Source organism: Pseudomonas rustica, from assembly GCF_018336155.1.
GTDB classification, from domain to species: domain Bacteria; phylum Pseudomonadota; class Gammaproteobacteria; order Pseudomonadales; family Pseudomonadaceae; genus Aquipseudomonas; species Aquipseudomonas rustica.
Genome location: NZ_JAGYHF010000001.1, coordinates 479,437 through 492,000 on the forward strand (window position 1 = coordinate 479,437; position 12,564 = coordinate 492,000).

The 12,564-nt window shown below is 58.8% G+C and carries 14 protein-coding genes; 9 read left to right on the forward strand and 5 right to left on the reverse strand.

From position 1 onward, the window contains the following. The first annotated feature begins 22 nt into the window (after window positions 1–22). Complete coding sequence (locus tag KFS80_RS02205) at window positions 23–1,078, forward strand: diguanylate cyclase (protein ID WP_212543850.1); 1,056 nt, start codon at window positions 23–25, stop codon at window positions 1,076–1,078. Between the two features lie 166 nt (window positions 1,079–1,244). Next, window positions 1,245–1,778: a DUF1003 domain-containing protein gene (locus KFS80_RS02210; protein ID WP_053122919.1), complete on the forward strand. Its 534-nt coding sequence runs from the start codon at window positions 1,245–1,247 to the stop codon at window positions 1,776–1,778. Here KFS80_RS02210 and KFS80_RS02215 read toward each other — a convergent pair whose 3' ends face one another. Beyond that, window positions 1,779–2,657 (reverse strand): LysR family transcriptional regulator, encoded by an 879-nt coding sequence (locus KFS80_RS02215; protein WP_420851013.1) that lies wholly within the window; start codon window positions 2,655–2,657, stop codon window positions 1,779–1,781. A gap of 228 nt (window positions 2,658–2,885) precedes the next feature. Between KFS80_RS02215 and KFS80_RS02220 the strand changes: the two genes are divergently transcribed. Beyond that, window positions 2,886–3,587, forward strand: coding sequence for a CTP synthase C-terminal region-related (seleno)protein (locus KFS80_RS02220; protein WP_218959136.1), 702 nt, complete (start codon window positions 2,886–2,888; stop codon window positions 3,585–3,587). Further along, complete coding sequence (locus tag KFS80_RS02225) at window positions 3,584–3,889, forward strand: antibiotic biosynthesis monooxygenase family protein (RefSeq protein WP_159812747.1); 306 nt, start codon at window positions 3,584–3,586, stop codon at window positions 3,887–3,889. The genes KFS80_RS02220 and KFS80_RS02225 overlap by 4 nt, the downstream gene beginning before the upstream one ends. Window positions 3,890–4,016: 127 nt before the next feature. Here KFS80_RS02225 and KFS80_RS02230 read toward each other — a convergent pair whose 3' ends face one another. Next, window positions 4,017–4,343, reverse strand: coding sequence for a DUF2025 family protein (locus KFS80_RS02230; RefSeq protein ID WP_159812749.1), 327 nt, complete (start codon window positions 4,341–4,343; stop codon window positions 4,017–4,019). Between the two features lie 220 nt (window positions 4,344–4,563). Here KFS80_RS02230 and KFS80_RS02235 point away from each other — a divergent pair, with 220 nt between their 5' ends. Both KFS80_RS02235 and KFS80_RS02240 read left to right on the forward strand, forming a co-directional pair. After that, window positions 4,564–5,691, forward strand: coding sequence for a glycerophosphodiester phosphodiesterase (locus KFS80_RS02235; protein WP_053122929.1), 1,128 nt, complete (start codon window positions 4,564–4,566; stop codon window positions 5,689–5,691). Between the two features lie 156 nt (window positions 5,692–5,847). After that, window positions 5,848–6,153, forward strand: a complete 306-nt coding sequence (locus KFS80_RS02240) for a PepSY domain-containing protein (protein ID WP_159812753.1) — start codon at window positions 5,848–5,850, stop codon at window positions 6,151–6,153. Window positions 6,154–6,409: 256 nt separating this feature from the next. Here KFS80_RS02240 and KFS80_RS02245 read toward each other — a convergent pair whose 3' ends face one another. Then, the gene (locus KFS80_RS02245; protein ID WP_212543851.1) at window positions 6,410–6,850 is read right to left on the reverse strand and encodes a hypothetical protein; all 441 of its coding nucleotides are present in this window, start codon (window positions 6,848–6,850) and stop codon (window positions 6,410–6,412) included. A gap of 207 nt (window positions 6,851–7,057) precedes the next feature. Between KFS80_RS02245 and KFS80_RS02250 the strand changes: the two genes are divergently transcribed. Both KFS80_RS02250 and KFS80_RS02255 read left to right on the forward strand, forming a co-directional pair. Then, window positions 7,058–8,080 carry a transporter gene (locus tag KFS80_RS02250; protein WP_212543852.1) on the forward strand — a complete coding sequence of 341 codons (1,023 nt, stop codon included), beginning with the start codon at window positions 7,058–7,060 and terminating at the stop codon, window positions 8,078–8,080. 342 nt (window positions 8,081–8,422) lie between these two features. Next, window positions 8,423–10,036 carry an inorganic phosphate transporter gene (locus KFS80_RS02255; RefSeq protein ID WP_212543853.1) on the forward strand — a complete coding sequence of 538 codons (1,614 nt, stop codon included), beginning with the start codon at window positions 8,423–8,425 and terminating at the stop codon, window positions 10,034–10,036. Window positions 10,037–10,179: 143 nt separating this feature from the next. Here the strand turns inward: KFS80_RS02255 and KFS80_RS02260 are convergent, their stop codons facing one another. Next, window positions 10,180–11,076, reverse strand: a complete 897-nt coding sequence (locus KFS80_RS02260) for a LysR family transcriptional regulator (RefSeq protein WP_212543854.1) — start codon at window positions 11,074–11,076, stop codon at window positions 10,180–10,182. A 121-nt stretch (window positions 11,077–11,197) separates the two neighbouring features. On the opposite strand from KFS80_RS02260, the gene KFS80_RS02265 reads away from it, so the two are divergent. Continuing rightward, window positions 11,198–11,956: an SDR family NAD(P)-dependent oxidoreductase gene (locus tag KFS80_RS02265; RefSeq protein WP_212543855.1), complete on the forward strand. Its 759-nt coding sequence runs from the start codon at window positions 11,198–11,200 to the stop codon at window positions 11,954–11,956. Between the two features lie 130 nt (window positions 11,957–12,086). Here KFS80_RS02265 and KFS80_RS02270 read toward each other — a convergent pair whose 3' ends face one another. Then, the gene (locus tag KFS80_RS02270; RefSeq protein WP_212543856.1) at window positions 12,087–12,524 is read right to left on the reverse strand and encodes a multidrug/biocide efflux PACE transporter; all 438 of its coding nucleotides are present in this window, start codon (window positions 12,522–12,524) and stop codon (window positions 12,087–12,089) included. Window positions 12,525–12,564: the final 40 nt, after the last annotated feature.

Consider the following 12,564-nt stretch of genomic DNA (forward strand, 5'->3'; position numbering starts at 1 on the left):
GACGAATCTCTCGCAGGACACCATGGAAAACAATCGCGACAAAGGCTTGTCATTCGCCAGACGTATTTACCTGCCCCGGATCATCGGTCTGGGCGTCGGGTTTTTCTGTGTCGGCGCCGCGCTGTATCCGCTGAACATGCCGGGCTGGATTTGGGCACTGTTGCTGTTTAACGGCTTTGCCTGGCCGCATCTGGCGTATCAGATCTCCAAGCGCTCTCCGTTTCCCTATCAGGCCGAGCGCCGCAACATGCTTTATGACTCGCTGTGCGGCGGGTTCTGGGCGGCGAGTTTTCAGTTCAATCCGCTGGCGACCGTGACCATTCTGTCGATGATGACCATGAACAACGTGGCGGCCGGTGGCCAGCGATTGTTCGTGTTTGGCGCCCTCGCCCAACTGGTCGGCGTGTTGCTGGGTTGGTCGATGTTCGGTTTCAAATTCAGTCTGACGATGACACAGGCGCAAGTCTGGGCCTGCCTGCCGATGCTCACGCTGTATCCGCTGGCGTTGGGCATGGTTTGCTATCGACTGGCGATCAAACTGTCCCAGCATAAACGTGCGTTGAGTGCGCTCAGCCGAACCGACAGCCTGACCGGCCTGCTCAATCACGGCGCCTGGAAAGACCTGCTGCATCTGAAGTTTCAGCAGTGCCGTCAGCACAACACGCAAGCCACATTGGCGTTGATCGATATCGATCATTTCAAAGTGATCAACGACAGTTATGGGCACATCGTTGGCGATGCGGCGCTGCGTCAATTGAGTCAGGAGCTCAAGCGTGTGCTCGACGAATATGAGTTGGCCGGGCGTTATGGCGGTGATGAGTTTTGCGTGATTCTGCCGACGTTGCCATTGGCCAAAGCCGAGGTGCTGATGGAGCAATTGCGCGAGGCACTGGAGCAGTATCGCCATCCGGATGTGCCGGATTTGCGGGTGAGTTTAAGTATTGGCCTGGCGCGCTATCAGGCCGGGTATAAGGACGCGGTGGATTGGCTGGAGGATGCGGACAAGGCGTTGTATACGGCGAAACATACGGGGCGTAATACGGTCAGTGTCGCATTGGCGCATGACGCGAGAGTTTGAGTGAGCGTGGCGCCGCCTTCGCGAGCAAGCCCGCTCCCACATTTGAACCGCATTCCTACTGACGAAACTCGGTCAAACTGTGGGAGCGGGCTTGCTCGCGAAGAGGCCGGCAGCCACAACGCAAGACTATAGTGATGCACAGCCACCCAACCCCGCCGAGCCCATCATGACCCCTGACCCATCCGAAAAACCCACCACCGATCCCACCGATCACCTGCGCTTCCACCGCCCTCACGCCCACCTCGCCACCACGTTCGGCAACGACACCTTCGCCCTGCGCGCCGAGGCCTTTGCGCGGTTCTTCGGCACGCCGACATTTCTCGGCGCGCAAACCCTGATCGTGTTGCTGTGGGTCTGCCTCAACGTTTTCGGCGTGACCACGTTCGACGTTTACCCGTTCATCCTGCTCAACCTCGCGTTCAGCCTGCAATCGGCCTACGCCGCGCCGCTGATTCTGCTCGCGCAAACCCGCCAAGCCGCGCGCGACAAGGCGCAATCCGACGCCGACGCCCAGCACCGTGAAGACCTCGCGCGAGCTAATACTGAGCGTCAGGCTCAGGCCGCACAGAACACAGCGCAGTTACTGGAGTTGCTGGAGCAAAACACCCGCCTCACTGAAATGACCAAGAGCCTGACCGAGCGCATCGAAAGTCTCACCAGCGAGATGCACGATCACATGCGCCAGTCTGCGCAGCGCTGATCACGGCAGACGCAGCGCCCGCCCAAGTTCATCGAACAGCGTGACCACCGAGCGCAACGCCCGGCAATCCGGACGGGTCAGCAGCCACAGCGCGGTGTCGTAACCGTGCAACGGTTCGCTCAAGGCTTGCAGGTCATCGCCCATCAGAAAATCCGGCAATGCCGCCACACCGAGCCCGGCGCGTACCAGTTCAGTCACCGACAACATGCTGTTGCAGCGATAACCCGGCACAACGCCGGGCAAGTGCTGACGGCGCCAGGCGATGGTCGGGTGATCGGGCAGAAAGTCGTCCGGGGCGATCCAGGTCAGCGCGGCCAGATCGGTTGGATCGACGTTCTGCAGATAGCGCGGACTGGCACAGACCCTGTAGGAAATCTTCGCCAGTTGCCGTCCGACCAAGTGCTCCGGCGGTGTGCGTGTCAGACGCAGGGCAATGTCGGCATCACGGCGGCTGAGGTTGGCGAAGTCGTTGGAGGTGCTCAGTTCGATGGTCAGCGCCGGGTAGTTGGGCATGAACTGCGCCAGCGCCGGCAGCAGCAGGCCTTGCAGTACCGAGTCGGTGCAGGTCAGACGCACCGTGCCGCTGATCACTTCACCGCCCTGCTCCACGCCAATGCGTGCCGCTTCGAGGGCCTGCTCGGCGCGTTCGGCCTGCTCGGCGAGGTTCTGTGCGAGGGTGGTCGGCAGGTAACCGGCGCGGCTTTTTTCGAAGAGTTGCTGACCGAGTGCCGACTCGAGACGGCGCACGGCGCGGAACACGGTGGAGACGTCTACTTTTAGCAGCTGAGATGCACGGGCCAGAGAGCCGCCGCGCACTAAAGCGAGGATCAGGGCGAGATCGGGGTAGTCGAGCTGATAGTGCGCCGCTGCATTGATCACTTGGGGAAACGCCAATATTGAGTGCGTGAGCGCCAATCTATAGTGAGTGGCGTTAGCGGGCAATCACACCTTCTTCAAAGCAAACGCAAAACTCTGTGGTGAGGGGATTTATCCCCGTTCGGCTGCGAAGCAGTCGTCGCTCTTGAAATCTTGGGGCCGCTTCGCTGCCCAACGGGGATAAATCCCCTCGCCACAGGGGTTCATCGATCTATTCAAAAAGGAATTTACATGGACGCTGTTTCCATCGCCCTCATCGGCGATTACGACCCGCAGGTGACGGCCCACCAGGCCATCCCCGTCGCCCTTGGGCTGATCGCTGAACACCTCGCCCGCCCCGTGCATTTCGAATGGCTGGCCACCGACCAGAACCACGTCGATACCGCGCTGCATCGTTTCGACGGCATCTGGTGCGTCCCTGCCAGCCCTTACAAAAACGAAGCCGGCGCTCTGCGGGCCATCCGTTTTGCCCGCGAGCAGCAGCGACCTTTCCTCGGCACCTGCGGTGGTTTTCAACATGCCGTGCTGGAATTTTCCCGCAACGTGCTGGGCTGGGCCGACGCAGAGCACGGCGAAACGTCGCCCGATTCCGAACGTGCTTTGCTCACGCCGTTGACCTGTTCACTGGTCGAAGCGGTGGACAGCATTCATCTGGTATCCGGTTCACTGATCGCCAAGGCGTACGAAACGTCGGAAATTCAGGAAGGCTATCGCTGCCGTTACGGTGTGAATCCGCGGTTCGAGGGTGATCTTCTGAGCAATGGCCTACACGCCACAGGGCATGATTCGGTGGGGGATTTACGCGCGATCGAGCTCAAGGATCATCGGTTCTTTGTCGCAACGTTGTTCCAGCCGGAACGCGCGGCGCTCAAAGGGAAAATCCCGCCGCTGGTGCGGGCGTTTGTCGAAGCTTGCGTGGAGGCACAGCAATGACCTCGTGTTTTGCGGTGATCTTCACCTCGACGCGCACCGAGGGTGATAACGGTTATGCCGCAGCCGCCGAGCGCATGGAAGAACTGGTGAATATGCAACCGGGGTATCTCGGTGTGGAGTCGGTTCGTGGGGCGGATGGTGTCGGCATTACTGTGTCGTATTGGGAGAGTGAGGCGGCGATTCTTGCGTGGCGGCAGAATCCTGAGCATCGGGTGATTCAGGAGCGTGGGCGATCGATTTGGTATTCGAAGTTTCATACGCGGGTTTGCAGGGTTGAGCGGGAGTATCGGTTTGGGCAGTGAGGATGGCGGCGCAGTCTAGGCCGCCTTCGCGAGCAAGCTCGGCTCCTACAAAAGATTTGCGAGCGCCACCAATCCTTGTAGGAGCCGAGCTTGCTCGCGAAGAGGCGCTCTCAGTCACAGCAAAATCTCAACCACGCACCAAGCTGCGCACCGCCACAATCTCCGGCACTTCAACCTTCTGCATATACACCCGCAACGGCTCGGTAATGTTGATCCGCTCATCGATATGCTGATCCAGCAGCAACTGAATCAACTCACGTTTAAGCGTCATGGTCTGCTCGGTCGCCGGCGCCCAGACGAATTCGCTGGTCGGAATAATGCCGTCATCGGCCACGTCCATGCCGAACGAATCTTCGCTGAAACGCACGATGTATTGACCGGTTTTACGATTGAGGCCGACAAAACCCTTGAGGTCGTCGGCAGCCTGGCAGATGAGTTGGGAGGTGATGCGCATGGTAAACCTCACGAAAAGTGATCGATGGTTTACACGCAAGGTGATCGAGTGGCGCGCCCTCTGCCGGGGCGTCTGCCGAGGGCAAGCGTACTGCAGTTGGCGAGCAGAATTGTAGGAAAATTCGGTTTTAATACATTTATGTCGGTCTGGCGATAGCACGCAATCGATTCAGTTGTTAAAAGGTACGTCTTTGAAACAGACCCGCGAAAGGATCTCGAACATGCCCGCCACTTTCACCAAAAGCGCCCTCATGCTGAGCCTGTTGCTCGGATTCGGTCAGGCGCACGCCGCCAGCCAGAGCAATCCCGACGCCGTGGCCGGGGCGCATGGCATCCCGCACCCGGCGGTGATCGCTCACCGTGGCGCGTCCTTCGATGCTCCGGAATCCACTGCCGCCTCCTACACACTGGCCCGCGACCTCGGCGCTGATTATCTGGAAATGGATTTGCAGCGCAGCAAGGATGGCGTGCTGTTCGCCCTGCACGATGACAATCTGCAGCGCACCACCGACGTCGCGAGCAAGTTCCCGGATCGCAAGGACAGCCCGGCCAACGCCTTCACCATGGCCGAACTGAAAACCCTCGACGCCGGCAGCTGGTTCAACGCCAAGTACCCGGAGCGCGCGCGTCCTTCTTATGCCGGGCTGAAAATTCTGACCTTGGACGAAATCATCAACATCGCCCAGGCCAACCCGCACCACAAGCCAGGCCTGTACATCGAAACCAAAGAGCCGCAGCTGTTCCCGGGCATCGAGCATGACCTCAAGGAAAAACTCCAGGATCGCGGCTGGCTGAGCCCGGCCGGTTCGAAACTGGCGAAAAGCCCGTTGGGCGTGGGTCAGGGTAAAGGCAAGGTAATCCTGCAGACGTTCGAGAAAAACAGCCTCGAACTGCTGGAAAAAGAAATGCCGCAAGTGCCGAAAATTCTTCTGTTGTGGGTCGGCGAAGGCAGCATCGAACCGAAGTCGAAAGTGACCTTTGCCGAGTCGGGCGAGAAGGACAAAAACGTTTTCTACGGCAAACAGGAGCCGAAGTCTGAAGCCGAGTTCAAGCAGTGGGTCGACTACGCCAAGGCTCAGGGTGCAATCGGCACCGGCCCTTCCGCGAAGTTGACCAACAGCGGCGATCAAAGCTATTCGGATCTGGTGCAACCGTGGATGAATAAGTACACCCACGATCAAGGCATGCTCGTTCACGTTTACACCGTCGATGAGCCGGTGGATTTCGAGAAAGTGATGGCGGCGGGTGTCGACGGCATCTTCACCAACCGCGCCAGCGAACTGTTGAAGTTCTATAAGCGTCCGGCGGCCGGCAGTGTTGATCAGGTGTTGAAGAACAACGGTTATTGATTGGCGATCGAGTTGTCTGCATCGCGAGCAGGCGCGCTCCTGTAAGAGCTGTTTGTTGGCGGTGCAAGTTTTTAAGGGTGAGTTAAGTTGCGCTGGTTAACCTGAACTCACTTAAACAGCTCACCCAATTAGACACACCACTAAAGGATTGAACCGATGAAAACTTTGACTGCCCTGTTTACTGCCGCTGCTCTGACCCTGACTGCTGGCCTGGCCCAAGCTGATGTTCGCGTCGACCAGATCCCTCAGTTGGTGAAGGAAGGCAAGATCAAGTCGCTGGAATCGATGAACGCTGAAGCGTTGAAACTGCACCCGGGTGCGACCATCACTGACACCGATCTGGATAACCACTTCAATGGTTATGAGTATGAAGTTGAACTGCGCCTGGCCGATGGCACTGAGTGGGATGTCGACTTCGACGCCACTACCGGTAAAGTGCTGAGCAACAAGCAAGACCACTGATACAGCGCACTAGCGAAAGCCGCACGATTGAAAGATCGTGCGGCTTTTTTTGTTTGGTCTGAGAGATTTGTCGACGGTGGGATTTTACCCCCTCACCCCAGCCCTCTCCCCCAAGGGGGCGAGGGGGAAAGGGAGCAAATCGTGAGCTTTTCAAAGTCAAAGTACGGCTCGAAATCTCAGGTCGGTGAACCTTAAAAGAACACCTCGGTCAGTCCCCTCTCCCCCCGGGAGAGGGTTAGGGTGAGGGGAAAAGCCATCACGCCGAAGTACTGACCAGCGCCCCCGACGTACTCGACCCCGAATCCTGCAATGCCTGCAACAACGACGCCGTAGCGGTCTGCAAAGAAGCCGACGTCGTGGTGATCTGCGCCTGCGCTGCCGCCACGTCCGCCGCTTTGGCATCCGCGCTTTCCTGCTTCGCCTGCGCCGCCTGCAGCGCCTGCTGCTGTTGCTGCAATTGCTTTTGCAGCTCGGCAATCTGCTTGCGCAGCTCCTTCACCGAATCCGATTCTTCACTGCTGCTGGAACTGCTATCCCCCGCCGGTGCCGCGCCGCCCGCCGCTTTCGGCGCATCGCCGGATGCACTCGCAGTTGCCGTCGCGGCGGTGGTGGTGTCGTCGCCAACGTCGTTGATCGTGGTTTTACTGGTGGACGTAGTGACAGTCTGATTGATCGAAACAGAGCTGATGCTGACCATGGAAATACTCCAATACCGGTGATAGATAAGCGGTCATCGACCAGGGTCGCGATGAATTGAGATCGACTGTGTACCCACACGGTATCGAAATCGGTACATGTCACCCCGTCATCGAGCGGTCACAAAACCGTCACGCACGATTGCGAAGATGCCGAGCAGGTGAATCTGTAAACCCCACGCCAGACGCCCTCCTCGCAGCGAGCCTCCATGAACCACAGCCTCGACATCAGTCATCGCGATCCCGATCTGTTTGGCCTGCTCTACGGTTTTCGTTTTCTGCCCGGCGAACGTGGCCGCGAAGTGGATTCGGCGACGGCCTTACGCTGTTTGCAGGACGACAGCGACAGCGGCGAATTTCTCTGGCTGCACCTCAATCTCGCCCACGCCGCGTGCGAGCGCTGGATGAAGAGTCATCTGCAATTGCCTGAAGAATTTTTCGAGGCGTTGCATGAAGGCTCGCGCTCGACGCGCATCGAGCATGTCGATTCGGCGTTGCTGGCGGTGGTCAACGATGTGGTGTTCAACCTCAGCAGCATGGTGTCGTCGGACGTGTCGACATTGTGGGTCTGCGTGCGCAGCAAATTGATCGTCAGCGCGCGCCTGCAACCGCTGCACTCGGTGGATAAATTGCGTTCGTCGGTGAAGGCTGGTGAGCGCTTTCGTTCACCGTCGGAATTGCTCGTGCATTTGCTGCGGGATCAGGGCGAGGTGCTGACGCAAATCGTGCGCAAGACCAGTATGAGTGTGGATCAGGTAGAGGATGAATTGCTCTCCTCAAAGCTGTCGACCAACCGCGCTGAACTGGGTGCCAATCGACGGGTGCTGGTGCGGCTGCAACGGCTGTTGGCACTGGAGCCGGGTTCGTTGCTGCGTCTGCTCAACCGGCCGCCGCCGTGGTTACAGAAGGAGGACGTCAAGGAGCTGCGCAAATCCACTGAAGAGTTTGCGCTGATCATCAACGACCTCACGGCGCTGGGTGAGCGGATCAAATTGCTACAGGAAGAGATCGCCGCCAACCTCAACGAACAGAGCAACCGCACGCTGTTTACCCTGACCGTGGTGACGGTGCTGGCGCTGCCGATCAACATCATTGCCGGTTTTTTCGGGATGAATGTGGGCGGGGTGCCACTGTCGCAGGATCCGGAAGGGTTCTGGATATTGGTGGCGCTGGTGGCGACGTTTACCGTGATTGCCGGAAGGTGGGCGTTTCGTAAAAGAGGTGATTACTGACCCTTGCGTACCACAGGTCTATTGTCGCTGCAGAGATCTATCGAGATGACAAAGATCCTGTGGCGAGGGGATTTATCCCCGTTCGGCTGCGCAGCAGTCGTAAATCCGGTGATCGCGGTTGAGCTGATTGACCGAGGTGAATGGTTTTGGGGCTGCTTCGCAACCCAACGGGGATAAATCCCCTCGCCACAAAAGCTCACCTTAATTCCCCAGAGTTCAGGAATGGACTCAACAGATCAATGGTCAGGCTATTCATCCAAACACTGATCTGCCGCAGTCTCTCTGTAACATTCTGCAATGATCATGGGCGACATTCCTTCCCTCGCTGAGGATTGTCCGCTCATGGCTACTCCCTCCCTGACCGCCAGCCACACATCCGCCCCCAGCGGCAGGCCCGCCCTCGACAAGAAAACCAGCCCGTTCACCTACGTGATTTTTTTTGCCGTGCTGGCGATGGGCATGCTGTTCACCGCCTATAGCCTGATGCACGACATGCACGAGCTCGGCACGGTCGTCACGACGTGGACGCCGTTTCTGCTGCTCGGCGTCGCGCTGCTGATTGCGCTGGGCTTCGAGTTCGTCAACGGTTTCCATGACACCGCCAACGCCGTCGCCACGGTGATCTATACCCACTCGCTGCCGCCGAATGTCGCGGTGGTCTGGTCGGGTTTTTTCAACTTTCTCGGTGTGCTGCTTTCGAGCGGCGCGGTGGCGTTCGGCATCATCGCTCTGCTGCCGGTTGAGTTGATTCTGCAGGTCGGTTCGTCGGCCGGTTTCGCGATGATCTTCGCCCTGTTGATCGCCGCGATCCTGTGGAACCTCGGCACTTGGTGGCTGGGTTTGCCGGCGTCTTCGTCGCACACGCTGATCGGTTCGATCATCGGCGTCGGCGTGGCCAATGCCTTGATGCACGGCCGCGACGGCACCAGCGGTGTCGACTGGGCGCAGGCGACCAAGATCGGTTACGCGCTGCTGCTCTCACCGCTGGTGGGTTTCGGTTGTGCCGCGCTGTTGCTGCTGGCGCTGCGCGCGTTCGTGAAAAATCGTTCGCTGTACAAGGCACCGGAAGGCAACGCGCCGCCGCCCTGGTGGATTCGCGGTTTGCTGATCGCCACGTGCACCGGCGTGTCCTTCGCTCACGGCTCCAACGACGGCCAGAAAGGCATGGGCCTGATCATGTTGATTCTGGTCGGCACGCTGCCGATGGCGTACGCCTTGAACCGCACCATGCCCGAGGAACAATCGCTGCAATTCGCCGCTGTAGCGCAAGTCACCCAACAAGCGTTGGTAAAAAGTGCGCCGCAGCCGGCGCCGGCTGATCCGCGTCCGATCCTTTCCGATTACGTGCGCAGCAAGGAAGCCACGCCGCAACTGATCCCCGCCCTCGCCGCCCTCACCGGGCACATCGGCGAAGAAGTCCGGGGCTACGGTTCGCTGGCGAAAGTCCCGGCCGAAGCCATGGGCAACGTGCGTAACGACATGTACCTGGCCAGCGAAAGCATTCGCCTGATGGACAAGAACAAGGTCGGCAATTTCGACGCCGACACCAGCAGCAAACTGCAACTGTTCAAGCAACAGATCGACAACGCCACGCGGTTTATTCCGCTGTGGGTGAAGATCGCCGTGGCCATCGCACTGGGGCTTGGCACCATGGTTGGCTGGAAGCGGATTGTGGTGACGGTGGGTGAAAAAATCGGCAAGACGCACCTGACGTATGCCCAGGGTGCGTCGGCGGAAACCGTGGCGATGCTGACCATTGGTGCGGCGGATATGTTTGGTTTGCCGGTGTCGACGACGCATGTGTTGTCGTCGGGTGTGGCGGGGACGATGGTTGCCAACGGTGGCGGGTTGCAGATGAAGACCATCCGCAATTTGCTGATGGCGTGGGTGCTGACGTTGCCGGCGGCGATCCTGCTGTCGGGCAGCCTCTACTGGCTGTTCACCCAAATCTTCTGACCCACAACAATTCCCTGTAGGAGCTGCCGAAGGCTGCGATCTTTTGATCCTGTTTTAAAGATCAAAAGATCGCAGCCTGCGGCAGCTCCTACAGGTAGCCGTTTCAGATAGAGATCCAGTGAGGTTTGAGTGCAAGGTGTGGGTTAGAGGGTTGAGCGGATCACATCGCCGAGCCAATCCATAAACACCCGCACGCGCAACGGCAAATGCCGCTGCCGGGCATACAACAACGAAATCGCCATCGACGGCGCCGTAAACTGCGGCAACACCGTCACCAGTTCGCCGTTATCCAAATGTGCTTTCATGCCCGAGCGCGGCACTTGGGTCAAACCGAATCCGCCCAGACACGCCGACTCATAAGCATCCGTGCTGTTAACCGTCACACTGCCCGCCATCGGCAAACGCTTAACCTCACCTCCCTCCTCGTACACAAACCCTTCCGAACGCGAACCCAATACGCCGACGTAATGCACCAGCCGATGCTGCGCCAGATCCTCCAGCGTCTGCGGCACACCATAGCGTTCAAGGTACGCCGGGCTCGCGCAGTTGATCATCGAAAAATCGCCCAAATGCCGCGCCACCACCGATTGATCCGGCTGCGCGCCAATGCGCACTACGCAATCAAAACCCTCACTGAGCAGATCGACGCGGCGGTCAGTGCTACTGATTTCCAGTTCCAGATTTGGGTGGCGATCCATGAACTCAGGCAACAGCGGCATGACCAGACGTCGCGACAGAATGTTCGGCATGTCGACCCGAATGCGTCCGGTCAACGCGGCCTCGTCCTGGCGGAACAACCCTTCAATCTCGTCCATGTGCGAAAGCAGATCCTTGCTGCGTTCGTACAACACCAGTCCGTCTTGCGTCGCCTGCACTTTGCGCGTGGTGCGCTGCAACAGGCGCGTGCCGACCAGTGTTTCGAGTGCCTGCACATGTTCGGAAACGGTGGAGCGCGGCAGGCCAAGGCTCTCGCCGGCGTGGGTGAAACTCGACAGTTCGCTGACCCGGACGAAGGTGCGCAGCAGTTCCAGTTTGTTCATGTGAGCACCTGACGATTGTTCGGCTGAGCCGATCAGTGATTCCGATTTCAGTCTGTTTATCACCTATCGGCGGACAAATAAACTGAGTCCCATCACCACTCACCAGCATCGAGGAAGTCCCATGAACCGCAAAATCGCATTGATCACCGGCGCCAGTCGTGGCCTCGGCAAAAACGCCGCCCTGCACCTCGCCGCCCAAGGTGTCGACATCATCGGCACTTATCACAGCCGCGCGGATGAAGCGCAGGCGCTGGTCGTGGAGCTGGAAAAACTCGGCGCCAAAGCGGTGATGCTGCAACTGGACGTCGGTCGCAGCGACAGCTTTGCCGGGTTCGGCGGTCAGGTTGAGCAAGCGCTGCGCGAACAATTTGAACGCGAGCGTTTCGATTTCTTGATCAACAACGCCGGGGTCGGTTTGCACGTGAGCTTCGCCGAGACCACGGTTGAGCAATTCGACATGCTGATGAACGTGCATTTCAAAGGGCCGTTCTTCCTGACGCAGCAACTCTTGCCGCTGATTAACGACGGCGGACGCATCATCAATATCTCCAGCGGCCTCGCGCGTTTCACCATCCCGGGCGCCAGTGCTTATGCGGCGATGAAAGGCGCGATTGAAGTGCTGACTCGTTATCAGGCGAAAGAGCTGGGCGCGCGGCAGATTGCCGTTAACACTTTGGCGCCGGGCGCGATTGAAACTGATTTTGGTGGCGGGACTGTTCGCGATAATGCGGCGGTGAATGCGATGGTCGCGGACAACACCGCGCTGGGACGCGCCGGTCAGCCGGATGATATTGGCGGAGCGCTGGCGTTGTTACTGTCGCCGGGTGCGCAATGGATCAATGGGCAGCGGGTTGAAGCCTCCGGCGGGATGTTCCTCTAAACCTGACTCCCATCCATTGTGGCGAGGGGATTTATCCCCGTTGGGGTGCGCAGCGCCCCCTCTTTTGATCCAGAAAAGATGGGCCTGCTGCGCAGGCCAACGGGGATAATCCCCTCGCCACAGGTTTTGGTTAACCCTCACAAACACCACGGGTCATGAAGCGTTCGCGCAGCACGTCGTACGCCCAGTGATACACATAGGTGTACGGCAGGAAGAACAGCAGCACGCCGATATCCAGCAAAAACGCCTGCCACAAACTGACCGACAACCACCACGCAATCAGCGGCACGCCCATCACGATCAAGCCACCCTCGAACAGCAGCGCATGCACCACACGCACCCAGGCGTTATGCGCAACATTCATCCGCGCCAGCACCCGGTCGAAGTAGCGGTTGAACACCACGTTCCAGCCCAGCGCCAGCATCGCGATCAACACCGTCACCGCGCCCATTTCAAGCATCGGTTTTTTCATCAGCCACGCCAGCAGCGGCGTGCAGATCAGAATGGCCAGCAGTTCGAAACCAACGGCCTGGAAAATACGTTCAGTGATGGATTTAGGGGCAGTCATTGCCTGACTCCTTGAGTGAAGATGGTTGCCATGATCCACC